Genomic DNA, 18,025 nt, shown 5'->3' with positions numbered 1-18,025 from the left:
GAAGTCTGTTGAACCCCCCCGCCATTTCCATATATCCCGTTCGCCAAACAGGAGCATCGGCATGACCAACTACCTCGACTTTGAGAAGTCCCTGGCGGAAATCGAAGGCAAGGCGGAAGAGCTGCGCGCGATGGCGCGCACCACCGAGGGCATGGATGTCGAGGAAGAGGCCGGGGCGCTGGATCGCAAGGCGGCGGCGATGCTGACCGACCTTTACAAGGACCTGACGCCGTGGCGGAAATGCCAGGTGGCGCGGCACCCGAACCGGCCCCATTGCAAGGATTACATCGAGGCGCTGTTTACCGAATACACGCCGCTGGCGGGCGACCGGAACTTTGCAGACGACCACGCGGTGATGGGCGGGCTGGCGCGGTTCGGCGACACGCCGGTGGTGGTGATCGGCCACGAGAAGGGCAACGATACCAAGTCCCGGATCGAGCGGAACTTCGGCATGGCGAGGCCAGAGGGGTATCGCAAGGCGATCCGGCTGATGGACATGGCCGACCGGTTCAACCTGCCGGTGATTACGCTGGTGGACACACCCGGCGCATATCCCGGCAAGGGCGCCGAGGAGCGCGGCCAGAGCGAGGCGATTGCCCGCTCGACCGAGATGTGCCTGAAGGCCGGTGTGCCGCTGGTGAGCGTGATTATCGGCGAGGGCGGATCGGGGGGTGCTGTGGCGTTCGCCTCGGCCAACCGCGTGGCGATGCTGGAGCATTCGGTTTATTCGGTCATCAGCCCCGAGGGCTGTGCCAGCATCCTGTGGAAGGATTCCGAGAAGATGCGCGAGGCCGCCGAGGCGCTACGCCTGACGGCGCAGGACCTGATAAAGCTGGGCGTGATCGACCGGGTGATCGACGAGCCGAAGGGCGGCGCGCATCGTGATCCGACAGGCGCGATGGCGTCGGTGGGCGATGCGATCCGGGCAATGCTGGACGGTCTGAAGGACCTGTCGCGCGAGGAGCTGGTGCGCGACCGGCGCGAGAAGTTCCTGAAGATGGGATCGACCGGGCTGGCGGCCTAGAGCGCGACGCCCAGGCGTATGATGGCCCACGCCGCGCCGGCGATGTGGGCCAACGTGATCAGTACCGAGAAGAAGTGAAGAAGCTTGAAGCGCTTGGAGTGACCGGCGTCGGTTGCTGCGTTGATGCGTGGCATGAGCGACTGGCGCGCATAGAGCGTGGTAAGCGCGATCACGACGAGGATCACCGTGGACAACAGGTCGGTGAAGGCGGCGCAGACCGCCGCGAGGGCCGCCGTGCCCAGCACGAACAGGTAGAAATGCGGAAAAGCGCGGCGGATCAGGGGGCGGGCCGTCTCTTCGGGCAGGGCTCGCAGCACGAAGGCGGCGAAGCCGAAGGAATAGAGCGTCATGCCGCCGAAGAGAAGCGCGGTGAGAAGCAGGGCGAGTATATTCATGTCATGGCCTTCGGTTTCTGCGCGGTGCCGATATAGATCACCTGCTTGAGCGGCAGCACGCCGAACGTGAAATCGAGGCGGCGGCTCAGGCCGGTGGGGCCGAGGCCAGTCATCCTGCCGGGAGTGAGGCCGGCCCCTTGCAGTCTGTTCGTCAATTCATTGGGCTTGATGAACATTTCGGGATCGTGAGTGCCCCTGGGCAGCAGCCCTAGTATGTCCTCGGCCAGGGTAATGGTGGCCAGCCGCGAGACGAAGTTGCGGTTGATCGTGTCGTAAAGGAACAGCCCGCCGGGTTTCAGCACGCGGGCGACCTCATGCAGGACCTGTTGCAGGTCTGAGACATGCTCAAGTACGTCGACGCATACCACGGCATCGAACCTCGCCTCGCCATAGGGAAGCGCCTCGCCGGTGCCGGTGTCGTAGCGGATGGCAAGGCCGGATTGCGCGGCATGGCTGCGAGCCACGGCGATGGCCTCTTTCGCCGGGTCGATGCCGGTGACCTGCGCGCCGCGCTGCGCCATGGCCTCGGCCATGAAGCCGCCTGCGCAGCCGAGGTCGAGCACGTGTTTTCCCGCCCAGTCGATGTGCCGGTCGAAGTAGTTGAGACGGGCTGGCACAAGGTTTTTCAGCGTGCGGACCCAGCGCAGTTCGTCCGACCACCACTTGGCGGCGGCATCGTCGTAGATCTCTTGCGTGTTGCGGATTTTTGCAGTCATTGGCCGGAGATAGGCCGGCTGGAGCGTGCATCCAGAGGAGGCGTCAGGCCAGCAGCATCTTCAGCCCTTGCGTGACGTCAGAGCGCACGGCGAGGCGCAGGCCCGGTTCATCCCCGGCCTTGAGCGCCGAGATGATCAGGCGGTGATAGCGCGGCGGCTCTTTCTGCTGAAGCTTGCCGTAAAGCGCCCGCATCGTGGGGCCGAGTTGAAGCCAGACGGTCTCGGCCATCGCCAGCATCGCAGGCGCCTGGGCGCGCAGGTAGAGCGTGCGGTGGAACTCGAGGTTCGAGCGGATGTAGCCGACCGCATCCTGATGGGCGATATGGTCGGTGATCCGGGCGTTGATGGATTGCAGCCTGTCGATCAGCGCCATGTGGGCGCGGGGCAGGGCGCGGCTGGCCAGCTCGACCTCGATCAGGGCGCGCAGGGCCGCCAGTTCCTCTATCCGTTCGTTGCCAAGCTCGGGCGCGGCGAGGCGGCCGGAACTGCTGACCGTCAGGGCGCCCTCGGCGGAGAGGCGGCGTACGGCCTCGCGGGCGGGGGTCATGGAGACGTTGTATTCCGCGCCGACGCCGCGCAGGGTCAGGGCCTGGCCGGGGCGCAGCTCGCCATGCATGATGCGGCTGCGCAACCCCCGATAGACGCGGTCATGGGCCGACCCGGTGGGGGCGGCGCCGGTGGCCGGGGCAATCCCGGCTTCGGAACGCGGCGGAAAGTTCATGGCACATTTGTGATCACAGTTTGCCGAACGGTCAATCCCGTTGCGTCAGTCGAAGCGATAGCGGTGCAGTTCCGCGCCGTTTTCCCGTAGCCAGCGGCGTGGCGCATCATAGCCGGGGCAGATCCGTGCGACGATATCCCAGAAGGCGCGGGAGTGGTTCATCTCGACAAGATGCGCGACCTCGTGCGCGGCGACATAATCGAGCACCTCACGCGGGGCGAGGATCAGCCGCCAGGAATACATCAGCCCGGCATCGTGGGTGCAGGACCCCCATCGCGAACGCGTGTCGCGCAGGGTCAGACGGGCATATCCGCGGCCGACCGCCTGCGCGTGGTGATCCGACGCCGCGGCCAACTGATCGCGGGCGCGGGTCTTGAGCCAGGCCTGCACGCGCCGCGGCGCGGTCTCGGGCGGGCCGGGCACGGTGAGGGTGTCGTCGGTGAGTTGAATGCGGCGGCCCGCGCCGGGCGCGAGATGGCGCAGGCGGCCCTCGACGGGCAAGTCCGATCCGATTCGCACCTCCATCATGTCGGGCTGGCGCGACAGCTGCGTGCGCAGCCACGCGGCCTTTTCATTGGCGAAGTTCAGTGCCGTGCGCTCGGCCACGCCGGGGGGCATGGTCAGCGTCACGCGCCCGTCAACGCCCGACACCCTAAGCGAAATCCGCCGTGCCCGCGCCGAGCGGCGCAGGGTCACTTCGACCGGGGGTTGCCGGGCAGAACATATTGCCCCATATGCCGCTCACCTCTTGCAGCGCCGCGTTGCGCTTTATGCCTTTGACACCTGATACGTCTTATGGCAGGGGACGTCGAACGCCTGCAAGTCCACAGACACCGAAGGGGATAAGGATGCCCAAGGAAGAATGGGGTGTGAAGCGCGTCTGCCCGACGACCGGCAAACGGTTTTACGACCTGAACAAAGACCCGATCGTCAGCCCCTATACCGGGGAGGTGGTCGAGATGCACTCCGGCAAGAGCCGGTCCATCACCGCCGACGCGGAAGATGCCGAGACCAAGAAGATGAAGGGTAACGATGTCGACGAGGAAATCCTCGACGATGATGACGACGTCGATGTCGACCTGGGCGATGATGTTCTGGAAGACGATGACGATGATGACAACGTCTCGCTCGACGATATCGCCGACGTCGCGTCGGAGGACGACGAGAGCTGAACCAAGTTGTGACGGGGCGGGATTTTCCACTTGATCCCGCCTGCCGCTTTACCTAGAAGGCGGCGAATGACGGGCCCGGCGACGGGCCATCTGTCCGGGGCCTTAGCTCAGCTGGGAGAGCGCTTGCATGGCATGCAAGAGGTCAGGGGTTCGATCCCCCTAGGCTCCACCATCCCCTCGATTTGAACATACGATTTACGCAGATAGTTGTCGTGAACGGGTTGCAGAAGCGCCGCCCTGGCGGGGGACGCACTGTCCTGCTGGCCGGACTTGGCGGAACCTTGACCGAGTGCGCACGTTGACCGGAGAGGCTTGCGGGCATCGCAGGCCGTAACCCGTGAAAGGAGCGTTCCGATGTTTCTGCTGCATTTGGTCGTGGTGGCCCTGGCCCGCCTCGGCGCACCCCTACAACCGCAGAAAGCCCTGCCCGCGCGGATGCGTATCGGCGCAGGCCGCGACGCGCCGCGGTGACTGCAGCCGACCGGACGGCTCGGCTGGACCGACTGGACCGGATGGCTAGGACCCTGGACACCAAGTTCCGGCTTCCAGTGCTGGGCGTACCAGTGGGTTGGGATTCGATCCTCGGGCTGATACCGGGGCTTGGCGATCTGGTCACTGTCGGACCGGGTGCCTGGATGATTCTCGAAGGGCACCGGATGGGCGCGCGCAAACGCGTGCTGGGACGAATGGCGCTGAACACCGGCATCGACACGGTTCTGGGCGGCATTCCGTTGCTGGGCGATGCCTTCGACCTGTTCTTCAAATCCCACCGTCGCAACGTTGCGTTGCTGCGGCGTGAACTGGACGTCCTGCCCACCACGGATGAGCGCGCGGCCTCCTTGTAACGGATCCGACCCGGCTCTCGGGCGCACCGCGCCAGAGCCGTTCTGGCAGAAAATCGCGATGGTTGGCGCGCCCGTTATCCGCTAGGCTTGTCGCGTCAGGAGATCGCATGGCAGAGCACGGTGACTTCCCTATTGTCGGTATCGGTGCCTCGGCCGGTGGGCTGGACGCCTACAAGCGATTTCTGCACGCATTGCCGGACGATACCGGCGCCGCATTCATCCTTATTCAGCACCTGGACCCGAACCATCCCAGCATGATGGCGGACCTGTTGACGCGGCAGACCGCGATGACCGTGGTGCAGGCCGAGGATGACATGCTGCTGGCGCGCGACACCGTCTACGTCATCCCGCCAGGCAAATTCATCCGCCTGACCGACCGCAAGCTCAGCCTCGATGCACCGGTCGAGGAAAATGGGATACGGATGGCCATCGACTATTTCTTCCGGTCGCTGGCAGAGGAGCGTGGGGAGAAGGCGATCGGCATCGTGCTGTCGGGCACCGGCAGCGACGGGACCTTGGGGTTGCGGGAGATCAAGGCGGCCGGCGGCATGGCGATGGCACAGGATCCGAACGAGGCGGAGCACGACGGGATGCCGCGCAGCGCCGTCAGTACAGGATTGGTGGATTTCGTTCTGCCGGTAGCGGAGATGCCGGAGCGGCTGAAACAGTTCTTTCAGCATCCCTATCTGCGCGAGTCCAATGAGGCCGAAACGCCGCTGTCGCAGCAAACGCCTGACGGGTACAACGAGGTTCTGCGGCTGTTGCGGTCGCAGACCGAGTATGACTTTCGCGACTACAAGCGCGGCACGGTCGAGCGGCGCATACAGCGGCGCATGGGGCTGGGCCAGTTCCGGGAACTGTCGGACTATGTGGAACACCTGAACGAGACACCCGAGGAAGTGCACAGCCTGTTCCGTGACCTGCTGATCGGCGTAACCCGCTTTTTCCGCGAGCCCGACGTCTGGGAGGTGCTTGCCGACAAGGTGATAGAGCCGATGCTGGACGGCAAGAACACCAAAGACGGAATACGTGCCTGGGTACCGGGATGCGCCAGCGGGGAAGAGGCCTATACCCTGGCCATGACGATCTTTGATCGGCTGGACAGACGCCGCGCCGACCTTCCGGTCCAGGTGTTTGCCACCGATCTCAATTCGCGGGCCATCGATGTGGCCCGGACCGGGCGATACCCGGTCGCAGCGCTGCCGGACATACCCGAGCCGATGCGGCGCAGTTTCATCACCGAGGAGGACGAGACGTTCCAGGTCAGCAAGCGGCTGCGCGAAACCGTGGTCTTTGCGACGCAGAACGTGATTTCGGACCCACCCTTTTCGCGACTGGACATCATCAGTTGCCGTAACGTGATGATCTATCTCGAACCCGACGTACAGCAGCGGATGATCGAGATGTTCCACTTCGCGCTGAGCGAGAACGGGCACCTGCTCTTGGGCAATTCCGAGAATGCGGAGCGGCCCGGGCGGTTGTTCTCGCCGGTCGAGAAAAGCAGCCGGATCTATCGCAAGGCGATCAACAGCCGGGTCCGGCCGGGAAAGTTCCCGGTTCCGCCGAGCGGGACGCAAGACGGAATGAAACTGCCGTCGCGCACGCGCTCTTTCGCCCCGGTGGCCGAGACCGCACGGCGCCAGCTTATGGAGCGTTTCGTGCCGCCCTGCGTGGTGATCAGCAGCAGCATGGAGGCGCTCTATTTTCACGGAGCGGTGCGTGACTATCTGCAGTTTCCGGATGGCGAGCAGACAAGCCGATTGTCGGATATCGTGGTGCCCGAACTGCGCGGCAAGCTGCGCACGGTGCTAAATACCTTGCGGACGGGGGGCAAGGAGGCGGAGGCGTTGGCGCTGAACGTGCCGCGCGGAGACGGCCAGATCAGTGTCCGGATCCTTGCCGAAGCTGTCGTCGGCGACGATGGCGAGCGGACCTACCTTGTCTGTTTCAACGATGCCTCTGACGTGCGTGACACGGATGCCGAGGACGCCGCACGGGCCAAGGCGCTGAAAGAGGCCGGGCCGGACGAGCGGGATGCGGTGGAAACGCTGGAATACGAACTGCAATCCACTCGCGAAGACCTGCAATCGATCATCGAAGAGATGGAGACCTCGAACGAAGAGCTCAAGGCGTCGAACGAAGAAGTCATGAGCATGAACGAGGAGCTTCAGTCGACCAACGAGGAGTTGGAGACGTCGCGCGAAGAGTTGCAATCGCTCAATGAGGAACTGTCGACCGTCAACAACCAGCTCGAGGACAAGATCGAGGAACTGGAGGAGACCAACAACGACCTCAACAACCTGCTGACCTCGATCGACATTGGCGTGATCTTCCTGGATACCGACCTGCTGATCCGGCGGTTCACCCCGGCGATGAAGGACGTGATGCGCATCATCGACGGCGATGTCGGTCGCCCGGTCGAGGATATCGTGATGCGGGTGCAGGACCCGGACCTGATAGAGGATGCGCGCACCTGCCTTGAAAAGCTCACAGACATGGAAGCGGAGATCAGCACCGACGACGGCAGGCACCGCATTCGGCGCCTGCGCCCCTATCGCACCTCGGAGAACGCGATCCAGGGCGTGGTCGTTAGCTATACCGACGTCACCAACCTGCAAAAAGCGCGGGCCGCCGCGCGCCGACGTGAGGCGCAGCAGGAGGCGGTGGCCGAACTGGGCCGGGCCGCTCTGTCGGGGGCGGATCTTCAGGACGTGTTTGACATGGCGGTGCGCGAGTTGTCGGAGCACATGGGCGCGCGGTATACCAAGGTGCTTCAACTTGACCCCGGCGGCGGATATCTGACCCTGCGCGCCGGTGTGGGCTGGACCGAAGCGACAGTGGGGGAATCCACCGTCGGCTCGGGCGTCGAGAGTCAGGCGGGGTATACCCTGCAACAGCGCGGCGCCGTGGTTGTGCGCGACTTTCGCGAGGAGAAGCGGTTCACCGCGCCAAGGCTGCTGAAAGACCACCACATCCTTTGCGGTGCAAGCGTGATCATCGGACCGAATGACGCGCCCTGGGGCGTTCTGGGGGTGCATGAAAGCGACTTTGACCGCTGCAGCTTCAACGCCGACGACATCAATTTTCTTCAGGCGGTCTCGAATGTTCTGTGGCTGGTTATCGCGCGGGGCCGGGCGTTGGACAACATCGAGGAGGAGCGACGGCAGTTGCGCGACATGGCTGACAGCCTTCCGATCCTGTTCGCGGTGATAGATGCCGACCAGCGCTACGAGTTCGTCAACAAGGCCTACGAGTTCTGGGGGCGGACGGCCGAAGAGATCGAAGGGATGCGGGTTTCGGATCTGGTCAATCCCGACGCCTACGAGACCATTGCGCCCTACGTCGCCAACGCGCTGCGCGGCGAGGTGCAGAACTTCGAGGTGAGGATCGGCCCGGCGTCGAGCGACAACCGTCGCGATGTGCTGGCCAGCTATGCCCCGCGACGGGATGCAGCGGGTGCGGTGACGGGGTTCTATTCCGCCGCGCTTGACGTGACCGAGCGCAAGCGATTGGAGCGCGACCTTGCTGAGCGGTTCGACCAGTATCGCACGCTGGGTGAATCGATTCCGTTCGGTGTGTGGATCAACGATGCGGAGGGCAAGCTGACCTATGTAAGCCCGGCCTTTCTGGACCTGGTCGGCAAGACGCTGGAAGAGGCCAGGGCCGGAGGCCTGAGCGATAGTGTCGCCCCGGCGATGCGCCAGGAGGTTCAGGAATTGTGGCGGGAAACCTTGCGGACGGGAACGCCCTGGGAACGCGAACTGGACATCATCGGCAAGGACGGGAAGACCTATCACACGCTGGCCCTTGGACGACCGATCCGCGATGCCTCGGGGCGGATCACCTCGTGGGTTGGCCTGAACCTCGATATCACCGATCGCAAGGCGGAGGCGCAAAGGCTGGCGGTCATCTCGGCCGAACTCGAGCACCGGGTGAAGAATATCCTGGCCACGGTCTCGACCATCTCGCGGATGACCGGGCGGTCGTCGAAAACCCTAGAGGAGTACCGCGATGCGCTCCAGGCGCGTATCCGGGCGATGGCGGCGGCACACCGGCAACTGGCGGATGCCAAGTGGCAGGGCATGTCGCTGAAGCAACTGATCGAGACCGAGATCGACCCGTATCGCGCGAGCCGTATCGATGCGATCCACCTGGGGGGCCCCTACGTGGAGTTGCCCCCGGTCTCGTGCAGACGCTGGCGCTGGGATTTCACGAGCTGACGACGAATTCCAGCAAATACGGCGCCCTGTCGAGCGAGGACGGACGACTGGACATCACCTGGAAGACCGAGGGGGTTTGCAGATAGACTGGATCGAATCCGGCCTTACGGGCGTTGAGGCACCGACGACGAGTGGTTTTGGCACCACCTTGCTGACGCGCATCCTTGCAGCGCAAGGCGCGGCAGTGACGATAGACTATCGCGACACGGGTATTCATGTCAGGATATCCCTCGCAGATTTGGCGTGAGACCGCGCCGGGAAGGACCGGTAATGAAGGTTCTGGTTTTGGAAGACGATCCGCTCTTGCAGGTCGATCTGGCGGAGATGCTGGAACAGATGGGGCACGAGGTTGTCGGCCCCTTCAGCGCCGAGGCCCCCGCTATGCAATCCTGCGACGGGTCGCTTCCGGATGCGGCCTTCGTCGATTACAATCTCGGCAAGGACAAGAACAGTACCGGACTGGCGCGGCGTCTGTATCATGACGGCGTGCAATTTGCGTTTCTGACGGCTCATGGGCGACAATACCTGCCGCCTGACCTGCACGAGGTGCTGGTGATCGAAAAGCCGTATACGGAAGCGCAGCTGGAGCAGTTCCTAGGGAGTGTCCGCCACTGACCTCGACGCGGCCGGGGCGGACATCCCGCGCGGCATACGCGACAGCGTCTCGATCACGATCTCGGCGGGCTCGGTCTTGTCGATGGTGATCGCGGAGGGGTCGATATCGAGGATGCGACCCTGTTCGCCGAGGATGCCGCTATAGACCACCGTGGATACGCCGCGGGATTTCAGCACGGCCAGCAGGCGTTTGCCTTCGGGCTCGTTCAGGAATGCACCGGAAAAGGTATTGCCCAGATCCAGGTCGAGAATGCAGTAATCGAACGCGTCGGCGTTGATTGCCGCAAGCGCGTCCTGGTAGCAGCATACGCTTTGCAGAGACTCGCAGCCGGCGTCATCCAGCGCGATCTCGAGACCGACGCGGATGACCGGATCGTCTTCTACGACAAGAACCGATGACAGGGAAATAGGACTAACCTCAGAGTTTTTCTGTTCGCTCGGTACCGTACCATGAACGCTTCTGTCGCGCAATTTCCGGCGCGAGGATGAGCGGCCCGCCGCCCGTGTAGATGCCGTTCGGCGCCGGGCTGGCAGGGCGGATTGAATCGCGGCTCAGACAAACTGTTGCAGAAGGATCTGCGTGGCGCGATCGGCCGGCAGGAACTGTGTATGGACCTTGAGGCCGGCATCGGTGGCTGGCGCAGGGTGAGCGGTGGAGCGGGCGAGCGGAGGATCGGTGCGCGGGGTCATGATGGGTGTCCTTTCCATTGCGTGATCATGGGTCGACCGCAGATGTGTTTCCGTTCAATCACGCCTGCGCGTTCAGGGCTTGCAAAGCGCCGGGGACAGGCCATTTCTCTTGAGAAAGCAAAAGCGGGGGTATCCATGACCTACCAGAAGACCGAAGACGCGGTGGCGCGGCTGACGCCGGAGCAATACCGCGTGACGCAGGAGAACGGCACCGAGCGGCCCTTTACCGGCGAATACAACGATCACAAGGCCAGCGGCATCTATGTCGACATCGTGTCGGGCGAGCCTCTGTTCGCGTCGTCCGACAAGTTCGAAAGCGGCTGTGGCTGGCCGAGTTTTACCAAGCCGATCGCGCCCGCGCACGTGACCGAGCTGCGCGACGACACGCTTGGCATGGTTCGCACCGAAGTGCGCAGCGCCCATGGCGACAGCCATCTGGGTCACGTCTTTCCCGACGGGCCGCAGGACCGGGGCGGGCTGCGATACTGCATCAACTCGGCCTCGTTGCGGTTCATCCCGCGTGACGAGATGGAGGCCGAGGGCTATGGTGACTATCTGGATCAAGTGGAGGACGTATAATGGCTGAAGAACGTGCAGTGCTGGCAGGCGGATGCTTCTGGGGCATGCAGGAGCTGATCCGCAAGATGCCGGGCGTCGGCAAGACCCGGGTAGGCTATACCGGGGGTGACGTGCCCAATGCCACCTACCGCAACCATGGCACCCATGCAGAAGGCATCGAGATCTGGTTCGATCCCGACAAGATCAGCTATCGGCAGATCCTGGAGTTCTTCTTTCAGATCCACGACCCGACCACGCTGAATCGTCAGGGCAATGACGTGGGCATGAGCTATCGCTCGGCGATCTATTACGTGAACGAAGAGCAAAAGGCGGTGGCCGAGGACACGATTGCCGATGTGAACGCGTCCGGCCTTTGGCCGGGCAAGGTGGTGACCGAGGTCGAGCCCGTGGGCGATTTCTGGGAAGCCGAGGCCGAGCATCAGGACTATCTGGTGCGGTTTCCGGCGGGCTATACCTGCCATTTCCCGCGCCCCGATTGGGTGTTGCCGCGGCGCGACGCTGCGGAATAGGGCGCAGGAAACTACCTGCCGATCCGCCGTAGAGAGCCGTCCCATCCGGGCCGGCTTTTTCGGTTTGCCGAATATCTACCCAAAAATACCCTGTTGCGTCGTGGGTCGAGACACTTAGTATTCCCGCCACAAACAGGGAGAGAACCAATGAACAAGATGATCGGAGCCGGCGTCACCGCCGCGCTGTCCTTTGCTTTTGCCGGAGAAGCCTTGGCTGTGGAATGGAACGTCTCGGTCTGGGGCAAGCGCCGCGCCTTCACCGAGCATGTCGAGAAGCTGGCCGAGTTGGTCGCCGAGAAGACCGACGGCGAGTTCACCATGAACGTCAGCTATGGCGGGCTGTCCAACAACAAGGAAAACCTGGACGGGATTTCCATCGGCGCCTTCGAGATGGCGCAGTTCTGCGCGGGCTATCACCCCGACAAGAACCGCGTGATCACCGTGCTGGAGCTTCCGTTCCTGGGTGTCAGCAACCTCGAGGAAGAGATGGCGGTTTCGACGGCCGTCTACAACCATCCCGCCGCAACGGAGGAGATGGAGCAGTGGAACGCCAAGCTGCTGATGACATCGCCCATGCCGCAGTACAACCTGGTCGGAACCGGCGAGCCGCGCGACGAGCTGGCCGACTTCGAAGGCATGCGCGTGCGGGCCACAGGCGGTCTTGGCGAGGCGTTCAAGGCGGTCGGCGCGGTACCGACATCCGTTACCGCGACCGAAGCCTATCAGGCGATGGAATCGGGCGTGGTCGACACGGTGTCTTTCGCGCAGCACGCGCACCTGTCGTTCGGCACGATCAACCAGGCGGACTGGTGGACGGCCAACCTGAACCCCGGCACGGTGAACTGCCCCGTGGTGGTGAATATCGACGCCTATGAAGGGCTGAGCGACGAGCACCGCGAGGCGCTGGACAGCTCGGTGCCCGAGGCGCTGGACCATTACCTTGCCAACTACGGCGAGCTTCTGAAGCGCTGGGACAGCGTTCTGGAGGAGAAGGGCGTCGAAAAGGTGATGATCTCGGACAGCGTGAAAGAAGAGTTCAAGGCCCAGGCCGCGGACCCCGCGCGCGAAGCCTGGATCGAGGAGATGGAAGCGCAGGGCCTGCCGGGCCAGGAGCTTTACGACCTCGTGCAGAGCACGCTTGAAGAGCAGCGCGCCTCCAACTGATCGCATATGATCTGCACCGCCCGGCGTCGCGCCGGGCGGTGCTGTATTCCTGACGGGGGAGGATCGGATGGCCGGGGCATCGACCGTTCTGAGCGACAGCAGCCTGCTAAGCCGGCTTGATCGCGCGCTGCTTCCCCTGGAGCGGTTCATGGCGCTGTTGAGCGGGATCGCGGCGTTTTCCCTAATGTTTCTGGCGGCTTACTCGGTTTCGGGGCGAAAGTTCTTTGACGCGCCGCTGGCGGGATATGTCGATTACATCGAGGTGCTGATGCCGCTCATTGCGATCATGGGCGTGTCCTATGTTCAGCGCGAGGGCGGGCATATCCGCATGGACATCCTGATCGGGAACCTGAGCGGGCGCCTGCTGTGGTTTCTGGAACTGTTGACGGTGCTGCTGGTGCTGGTGTTGATCGTGGCTCTGGTCTGGGGCTCCTGGGCGCATTTCGACCGGTCGTTCGATTGTGCACGGCCCCTGTGTTCGCGGGACAGCACCATCGACATCGGGCTGCCGGTCTGGCCGGCGAAACTGGTCGTGCCGGTGGCGCTGGGCGTGCTGGTGGTCAGGCTGGTGTTGCAGGCCGTCGGCTATGGCCGCGCCTTCCTGCGTGGGCTGGAGCGACCCGTCGCGGTGCCACTGGCCCTGTCGGTCGCCGAGCAAGCCGCGCTTGAGGCCGAGCAGCTGGAAGGGCGGGATTGATGGACCCGATCACCATCGGCCTCTGGACCACCGGCTTCATGCTGGTGATGGTGGTCATCGGGATGCGCGTGGCCTTTGCCGCCGGGCTGGCGGGGTTCCTGGGCCTTGTGTGGCTGCGCTGGAACGGGTTCGACTATGACCCCGCCCGGCTGTGGAAAGCGGTGGAGATCAGCGTCAAGGTCGCGGGACAGGTGCCGCACTCCAAGGTTTCGGCGAACGCACTTTCCCTGATCCCGACCTTCATCCTGATCGGGTATCTGGCCTATTACGCGGGCCTGACGCGCGCCCTGTTCGAGGCCGCCAAGCGGTGGATCGCCTGGGTGCCCGGTGGTCTGGCCGTGTCGACGGTGTTCGCCACCGCCGGTTTCGCGGCGGTGTCGGGGGCGTCGGTGGCCACGGCGGCGGTGTTTGCCCGCATAGCTATCCCCGAAATGCTTAAAATTGGGTATAACAAACAGTTCGCTGCCGGTGTCGTGGCCGCCGGGGGCACCTTGGCGAGCCTCATTCCGCCCTCTGCCATCCTGGTGATCTACGCGATTATCGTGGAGCAGGACGTCGGCAAACTGCTGCTTGCCGGGTTCATTCCGGGGGCGTTTTCGGCCATCGTCTATGCCACGCTGATCATCGGGATCGCGGTCATTTTCAAGTCCGTGGGGCCGCCGGTGGGCGGGTTCACCTGGCGCGAGAAATTCGCCGCGCTGCCGGCCGCGCTGCCTATCGTGGCGGTGGTCGTGATCATCATCTTCTTCGTCTACAACCCGTTCGGCGATGCTTGGGGCACGCCCACCGAAGGCGGCGCGGTGGGGGCGTTCATCGTGTTCCTGATGGCGCTCTATCGGGGTATGCGGCTGGGCGAGTTGAAGTCGGCGCTGATCGAGACCGCGAAGCTGACGGTGATGATCTTCACCATCATCTGGGGCGTGCTGATTTACGTGCGATTCCTAGGGTTTGCGGACCTGCCGGGGGCGTTTGCCGACTGGATCACCTCGCTGACCGTGTCGCCGATGCTGATCCTGATCTGCATCCTGCTGGCCTATGCCGTGCTGGGCATGTTCATGGATGCGATCGGGATGCTGCTGCTGACGCTGCCGGTGGTCTATCCGGCGGTCATGGCGCTGAACGGGGGCGAGTTCGTCAGTGTCGAGGACAGCGCGTTCGGCATGTCGGGCGAGATGTGCGCGATCTGGTTCGGGATCCTGGTGGTGAAGATGGCGGAGTTCTGTTTGATCACGCCGCCCATCGGCCTGAACTGTTTCGTGGTGGCGGGCGTGCGCCCGGACCTGAGCGTTCAGGACGTGTTCAAGGGGGTGATGCCGTTCTTCATCGCGGATGCGGTGACGATCGGGCTGCTGGTGGCGTTTCCGATCATCGTGCTGTGGCTGCCGGGGCTGGCGTGACCGCGGGACGCGAAGGTTAACGGGGCGGAAAAGGCGAAAACGACGTCGGTATCGTGTCGGTATTTCGACTGTATCGCTGCGGTGCCATCGTCCGAAGGCCCGGATGAACAGGGCGGGCGTTGCGCCCTGTGGCCCGCGTGGCGATTTCGAGTATTTCTGGAACGATGAAAGCCGGGGTCGTCTAGTCGCGGCAGAGGGTGCGCGCGGTGGTGAGGATCGAGTCGGCGCTTGGCATGGTGGAGGCATAGGCCGGGCCGGTAGCGATGAAGCTGTCGGTGGCGGTGAGGCGGCTGTGGGGGATGTCCGTGTGCTCGGTGAAGAGCGCCATCAGCGCCTCGGCCACGCCGCCGGAGTGGCGGGTTTCGTCCACGATCAGGATACGTTTGCAGCCCTTCACGGCGTCGATAAGGGCGGGGCCGGGGAGCGGGGAGAGCCAGCGCAGGTCGATGACGCGGGTCTTGATCCCGTCGGCGTCAAGCTGGGCTTGCGCCTGGCGCGAGAGGTGGTGGCCGTTGCCGAAGGTGACGATGGCCAGATCGGTGCCGTCGCCGTGCTGGCCGACCTGGCCCAGGGGAATGGTCTCGGACGGGTCGGGGTAGGTGGTGAGCCAGCCGTTGTCGCCCGCCTCCGTGAGGTCGCGCATGGGGTAGAGGGCGATGGGTTCGAGGAAGACGACGAGGCGCTGTTCCTCGCGCGCGAGACGGACGCATTCGCGCAGCATCATGGCGGCGTCGGCACCGGTGGAGGGGCAGGCGAGGATCAGGCCGGGAATGTCGCGCAGGACCGCGACGGAATTGTCGTTGTGGAAATGCCCGCCAAAGCCTTTCTGATAGCCCAGGCCTGCGATGCGGATAACCATTGGGTTGGTGTATTGGCCGTTCGAGAAGAAAGGCAGGGTGGCGGCCTCGCCGCGCAACTGATCCTCGGCATTGTGGAGATAGGCGAGGAACTGGATTTCGGGGATCGGCAGGAAGCCGTTATGGGCCAAGCCAAGCCCGAGACCGAGGATCGAGGTCTCGTCGAGCAGGCTGTCGATCACGCGGTCGGGGCCGAAGCGGTTTTGCAGCTTTTGCGTGACGCCGTAGATGCCGCCCTTGCGGCCCACGTCCTCGCCCATCAGCGTGATCTCGGGGTGGGTGAGCATGAGGTCGGTGAGCGCCCAGTTGATGTGGCGTGACAGGATCTGCGGCTCATTCATCGCCTTGAGGTCGGGGCCGAAGGCTGCGGCGCGGGCCTCGGGCGTGGGGCCGTTGGTGGGGGCGCATTCGCGTTTGGGCGGGATGAGGGAGGCCATGACATCCTGCGCGGTTTGCAGGCGGGGGCGGGTGGCAGCCTTGTCGCAGGTCTTTTCGACCTCGGCGCAGGTGTCGGTGTAGAGGGTGCGGGCGTCCGGCGGGGTCAGGATGCCGGAGCTGTCCAGCAGGCGGACGGAATGCAGGAGGGGGTCGTTGGCCTCGTCGGCCTCGACCTCGGATTTGGGCAGGTATGTGGTGGGCACGTCGGCGCCGGCATGGCCGTAGAGGCGCACGGTGCGGATGTGCAGGAAGACCGGCTGGCGGTGGGTGCGGGCGTGGTGGGCGGCGCGCTGCGCCGTGGCAAAGGTGTCGTAGATGTCGAGCCCGTCGCAGGCCATGTAGGTCAGGCCCGGGCGGTGCGCGAAATTGGCGGCGATCCAGCCCTTGGGCGTTTTCACGGAGATGCCGATGCCATTGTCCTCGCAGACGAAAAGCATTGGCAGGGGGACGTTCTGGTAGGCGGTCCAGGCGGCGGTGTTGAAGGCGGCCTGGGCGCTGGCGTGGTTGGCCGAGGCGTCGCCGAAGCTGGCCATGACGATGCTGTCGCGGGGCAGCTGTTCATGCTCGGGCGCGTGGCGGCGGGCGAGGCCGAGGGAATAGGCGGTGCCGACCGCCTTGGGCAGGTGGCTGGCGATGGTGGAGGTCTGGGGCGGGATGTTGAGCGCCTTTGACCCAAGCACCTTGTGGCGGCCGCCGGAGATGGGATCCTCGGAGGAGCAGGCGAAGGAGAGGGCCATGTCCATGGCGATATCGTCGTGGCCGGTCTGCAGGGCGCGGGCGATCTGGAAGGCGGCGTCGCGGTAATGCAGGAAGGCCATGTCGGTGAGGCGCAGGGCGGCGGCGACGGCGGCCATGCCTTCGTGCCCCGAGGAGCCGATGGTGTAGTAGCCCTGACCGGCCTTTTGCATGACGCGCGCCTGGGCGTCGAGCGCGCGGGAGAGGCATTGGGCGCGGAAGATGAGTCGGGCGGTGTCGGGGTCGAGCGGACCGACAGGATCGCGCCCCGGGGGCAGATCGCCCGCATCGGTGCGGGACAGGAAGTTTTCGTGCACGATCTGGGCGCGGTCCATGGGCGGGCTCCTTCTTGTGAGGGAAGGCGTAGCCAAGCGGCGCGGGAATGGGAAGGGTCAGGTGCCGGGAACGTGGCGGGTGACGCCGCCGATGGCCGTGGTGAGGTCGGTCGCGGCCTGCATCACGGCGGCGCTGAGGCGGTCTATATCGCCGGTGCCGACGCGGCTGGTGGGGCCGGAAACGGAGAGGCCGGCGACGGGCTCGTTGTTGAAATCGAAGACCGGGGCGGCGATGCAGCGCATCCCGATGTTCTTTTCCTCGCCGTCGATGGAATAGCCGCGGGCGCGGGTGCGGGCGAGTTCGGCCCGCAATATGCCGGCGTCGGTGATGGAGTGCTCGGTATAGGCGGTGAGGGTCTGACCCTGGAGCAGGCGGGCCAGGCGGGCGTCGTCCATTTCGGCCATCAGCGCCTTGCCGATGCCCGAGGCGTGCATCTGCGAGAGCGTGCCGGGCGGGAAGAAGGCGCGGATGCTGGCATGGGTTTCGACCTGGCTGACGAAGAGGACCTGGCCGGAGGTTTCGACGCCCAGGTTGGCGGTTTCGCCGGTCGCCTCCATCAGGCGGCGCAGGATGGGGCGGGCGCGTTCGACAAGCGTGGTGCGGCGCAGGAAGCGGGCGCCGATGATGAAGGCCTGCGGGCCGATATGCCAGGCCTGTTCCTCGGGGTCGAACTCCACCAGGCCGCGCGTTTCCAGCGTGACGAGCACGCGGTAGAGCGTGGCGGGGGACTGGTCCATCTCGGTGGCGAGTTCGGAAAGCGCCTTGCCCTGGTGCTGGCTGACGTAGTCGAGCACTTCCATGGCGCGGTCGAGGGATTTGATGGTGTTCTGATCGGTCTTGTCGTCCCAGCCGCGGGGGCGGCCGCGGGCGCGTCGGGGCGAGGGATTCGGCTCGGCCATTTGATGCCTCGGTGTA

The 18,025-nt window shown here is 64.5% G+C and carries 19 protein-coding genes and 1 tRNA gene; 11 read left to right on the top strand and 9 right to left on the bottom strand.

Features of this window, described 5'->3' with window-relative positions; genetic code table 11:
• Positions 1-61: 61 nt before the first annotated feature.
• The gene (locus ACSQ76_RS20535; RefSeq protein WP_437158012.1) at positions 62-1,024 is read left to right on the top strand and encodes an acetyl-CoA carboxylase carboxyltransferase subunit alpha; all 963 of its coding nucleotides are present in this window, start codon (positions 62-64) and stop codon (positions 1,022-1,024) included.
• On the opposite strand, the gene ACSQ76_RS20530 is transcribed toward ACSQ76_RS20535, so the two are convergent.
• From ACSQ76_RS20530 to ACSQ76_RS20515, 4 genes are read right to left on the bottom strand one after another with little or no spacing between them, the layout of a single operon-like run.
• Complete coding sequence (locus ACSQ76_RS20530; RefSeq protein WP_437158011.1) at positions 1,021-1,419, bottom strand: DUF4149 domain-containing protein; 399 nt, start codon at positions 1,417-1,419, stop codon at positions 1,021-1,023. The genes ACSQ76_RS20535 and ACSQ76_RS20530 overlap by 4 nt on opposite strands.
• Complete coding sequence (gene ubiG, locus ACSQ76_RS20525; protein WP_437158010.1) at positions 1,416-2,135, bottom strand: bifunctional 2-polyprenyl-6-hydroxyphenol methylase/3-demethylubiquinol 3-O-methyltransferase UbiG; 720 nt, start codon at positions 2,133-2,135, stop codon at positions 1,416-1,418. The genes ACSQ76_RS20530 and ubiG overlap by 4 nt, the downstream gene beginning before the upstream one ends.
• Before the next feature lie 43 nt (positions 2,136-2,178).
• On the bottom strand, positions 2,179-2,856 hold the full coding sequence (locus ACSQ76_RS20520) for a GntR family transcriptional regulator (protein WP_306127460.1): 678 nt from the start codon (positions 2,854-2,856) through the stop codon (positions 2,179-2,181).
• A gap of 45 nt (positions 2,857-2,901) precedes the next feature.
• A complete protein-coding gene (locus ACSQ76_RS20515; protein ID WP_437158009.1) occupies positions 2,902-3,507 on the bottom strand; it encodes a M48 family metallopeptidase in 606 nt (201 codons plus the stop codon).
• A 197-nt stretch (positions 3,508-3,704) separates the two neighbouring features.
• Between ACSQ76_RS20515 and ACSQ76_RS20510 the strand changes: the two genes are divergently transcribed.
• The 4 genes from ACSQ76_RS20510 (at position 3,705) to ACSQ76_RS20495 (ending at position 9,093) form a co-directional block, all read left to right on the top strand.
• Positions 3,705-4,028 (top strand): TIGR02300 family protein, encoded by a 324-nt coding sequence (locus tag ACSQ76_RS20510; RefSeq protein ID WP_306127462.1) that lies wholly within the window; start codon positions 3,705-3,707, stop codon positions 4,026-4,028.
• Positions 4,029-4,124: 96 nt separating this feature from the next.
• Positions 4,125-4,200 (top strand) — tRNA-Ala (locus tag ACSQ76_RS20505).
• 295 nt (positions 4,201-4,495) lie between these two features.
• A complete protein-coding gene (locus ACSQ76_RS20500; RefSeq protein WP_437158008.1) occupies positions 4,496-4,873 on the top strand; it encodes a DUF4112 domain-containing protein in 378 nt (125 codons plus the stop codon).
• A gap of 107 nt (positions 4,874-4,980) precedes the next feature.
• Positions 4,981-9,093, top strand: coding sequence for a chemotaxis protein CheB (locus tag ACSQ76_RS20495; RefSeq protein ID WP_437158007.1), 4,113 nt, complete (start codon positions 4,981-4,983; stop codon positions 9,091-9,093).
• Here ACSQ76_RS20495 and ACSQ76_RS20490 read toward each other — a convergent pair.
• Positions 9,083-9,310 (bottom strand): hypothetical protein, encoded by a 228-nt coding sequence (locus ACSQ76_RS20490; RefSeq protein WP_437158006.1) that lies wholly within the window; start codon positions 9,308-9,310, stop codon positions 9,083-9,085. The genes ACSQ76_RS20495 and ACSQ76_RS20490 overlap by 11 nt on opposite strands.
• A gap of 53 nt (positions 9,311-9,363) precedes the next feature.
• On the opposite strand from ACSQ76_RS20490, the gene ACSQ76_RS20485 reads away from it, so the two are divergent.
• Positions 9,364-9,708, top strand: coding sequence for a hypothetical protein (locus tag ACSQ76_RS20485; RefSeq protein WP_306127465.1), 345 nt, complete (start codon positions 9,364-9,366; stop codon positions 9,706-9,708).
• On the opposite strand, the gene ACSQ76_RS20480 is transcribed toward ACSQ76_RS20485, so the two are convergent.
• Complete coding sequence (locus ACSQ76_RS20480) at positions 9,688-10,179, bottom strand: response regulator (protein WP_437158005.1); 492 nt, start codon at positions 10,177-10,179, stop codon at positions 9,688-9,690. The two genes, ACSQ76_RS20485 and ACSQ76_RS20480, sit on opposite strands and share 21 nt — an antisense overlap.
• Positions 10,180-10,260: 81 nt before the next feature.
• Positions 10,261-10,398 carry a hypothetical protein gene (locus tag ACSQ76_RS20475; RefSeq protein WP_437158004.1) on the bottom strand — a complete coding sequence of 46 codons (138 nt, stop codon included), beginning with the start codon at positions 10,396-10,398 and terminating at the stop codon, positions 10,261-10,263.
• Between the two features lie 135 nt (positions 10,399-10,533).
• On the opposite strand from ACSQ76_RS20475, the gene msrB reads away from it, so the two are divergent.
• The 5 genes from msrB (at position 10,534) to ACSQ76_RS20450 (ending at position 14,744) form a co-directional block, all read left to right on the top strand.
• The gene (gene msrB, locus ACSQ76_RS20470; protein ID WP_437158003.1) at positions 10,534-10,977 is read left to right on the top strand and encodes a peptide-methionine (R)-S-oxide reductase MsrB; all 444 of its coding nucleotides are present in this window, start codon (positions 10,534-10,536) and stop codon (positions 10,975-10,977) included.
• Positions 10,977-11,486: a peptide-methionine (S)-S-oxide reductase MsrA gene (msrA, locus tag ACSQ76_RS20465; RefSeq protein WP_152473310.1), complete on the top strand. Its 510-nt coding sequence runs from the start codon at positions 10,977-10,979 to the stop codon at positions 11,484-11,486. The genes msrB and msrA overlap by 1 nt, the downstream gene beginning before the upstream one ends.
• Before the next feature lie 147 nt (positions 11,487-11,633).
• The gene (locus ACSQ76_RS20460) at positions 11,634-12,650 is read left to right on the top strand and encodes a C4-dicarboxylate TRAP transporter substrate-binding protein (protein ID WP_437158002.1); all 1,017 of its coding nucleotides are present in this window, start codon (positions 11,634-11,636) and stop codon (positions 12,648-12,650) included.
• 67 nt (positions 12,651-12,717) lie between these two features.
• On the top strand, positions 12,718-13,347 hold the full coding sequence (locus ACSQ76_RS20455) for a TRAP transporter small permease subunit (protein ID WP_306127470.1): 630 nt from the start codon (positions 12,718-12,720) through the stop codon (positions 13,345-13,347).
• On the top strand, positions 13,347-14,744 hold the full coding sequence (locus tag ACSQ76_RS20450) for a TRAP transporter large permease (protein ID WP_306127471.1): 1,398 nt from the start codon (positions 13,347-13,349) through the stop codon (positions 14,742-14,744). The genes ACSQ76_RS20455 and ACSQ76_RS20450 overlap by 1 nt, the downstream gene beginning before the upstream one ends.
• A gap of 181 nt (positions 14,745-14,925) precedes the next feature.
• Here the strand turns inward: ACSQ76_RS20450 and ACSQ76_RS20445 are convergent, their stop codons facing one another.
• Both ACSQ76_RS20445 and bhcR read right to left on the bottom strand, forming a co-directional pair.
• A complete protein-coding gene (locus ACSQ76_RS20445) occupies positions 14,926-17,109 on the bottom strand; it encodes a dehydrogenase E1 component subunit alpha/beta (RefSeq protein ID WP_437158001.1) in 2,184 nt (727 codons plus the stop codon).
• A 57-nt stretch (positions 17,110-17,166) separates the two neighbouring features.
• Positions 17,167-18,009: an HTH-type transcriptional regulator BhcR gene (gene bhcR, locus ACSQ76_RS20440; protein ID WP_437158000.1), complete on the bottom strand. Its 843-nt coding sequence runs from the start codon at positions 18,007-18,009 to the stop codon at positions 17,167-17,169.
• Positions 18,010-18,025 lie beyond the last annotated feature (16 nt).

The sequence above is a fragment of the Roseovarius sp. B08 genome (assembly GCF_051417955.1).
In the GTDB taxonomy this organism is placed as follows: Bacteria; Pseudomonadota; Alphaproteobacteria; order Rhodobacterales; family Rhodobacteraceae; genus Roseovarius.
This window is presented reverse-complemented; position numbering and strand designations above follow the sequence as displayed.

Bases quoted from the DNA above. Each gene is read 5' to 3' on its own strand.
- bhcR (WP_437158000.1), bottom strand. From the start codon at position 18,009: ATGGCCGAGCCGAATCCCTCGCCCCGACGCGCCCGCGGCCGCCCCCGC.
- ubiG (WP_437158010.1), bottom strand. From the start codon at position 2,135: ATGACTGCAAAAATCCGCAACACGCAAGAGATCTACGACGATGCCGCC.
- ACSQ76_RS20535 (WP_437158012.1), top strand. From the start codon at position 62: ATGACCAACTACCTCGACTTTGAGAAGTCCCTGGCGGAAATCGAAGGC.
- ACSQ76_RS20460 (WP_437158002.1), top strand. From the start codon at position 11,634: ATGAACAAGATGATCGGAGCCGGCGTCACCGCCGCGCTGTCCTTTGCT.
- msrB (WP_437158003.1), top strand. From the start codon at position 10,534: ATGACCTACCAGAAGACCGAAGACGCGGTGGCGCGGCTGACGCCGGAG.
- ACSQ76_RS20450 (WP_306127471.1), top strand. From the start codon at position 13,347: ATGGACCCGATCACCATCGGCCTCTGGACCACCGGCTTCATGCTGGTG.
- ACSQ76_RS20490 (WP_437158006.1), bottom strand. From the start codon at position 9,310: ATGAATACCCGTGTCGCGATAGTCTATCGTCACTGCCGCGCCTTGCGC.
- ACSQ76_RS20445 (WP_437158001.1), bottom strand. From the start codon at position 17,109: ATGGACCGCGCCCAGATCGTGCACGAAAACTTCCTGTCCCGCACCGAT.
- ACSQ76_RS20510 (WP_306127462.1), top strand. From the start codon at position 3,705: ATGCCCAAGGAAGAATGGGGTGTGAAGCGCGTCTGCCCGACGACCGGC.
- ACSQ76_RS20520 (WP_306127460.1), bottom strand. From the start codon at position 2,856: ATGAACTTTCCGCCGCGTTCCGAAGCCGGGATTGCCCCGGCCACCGGC.
- ACSQ76_RS20530 (WP_437158011.1), bottom strand. From the start codon at position 1,419: ATGAATATACTCGCCCTGCTTCTCACCGCGCTTCTCTTCGGCGGCATG.
- ACSQ76_RS20455 (WP_306127470.1), top strand. From the start codon at position 12,718: ATGGCCGGGGCATCGACCGTTCTGAGCGACAGCAGCCTGCTAAGCCGG.
- ACSQ76_RS20485 (WP_306127465.1), top strand. From the start codon at position 9,364: ATGAAGGTTCTGGTTTTGGAAGACGATCCGCTCTTGCAGGTCGATCTG.
- ACSQ76_RS20475 (WP_437158004.1), bottom strand. From the start codon at position 10,398: ATGACCCCGCGCACCGATCCTCCGCTCGCCCGCTCCACCGCTCACCCT.
- msrA (WP_152473310.1), top strand. From the start codon at position 10,977: ATGGCTGAAGAACGTGCAGTGCTGGCAGGCGGATGCTTCTGGGGCATG.
- ACSQ76_RS20495 (WP_437158007.1), top strand. From the start codon at position 4,981: ATGGCAGAGCACGGTGACTTCCCTATTGTCGGTATCGGTGCCTCGGCC.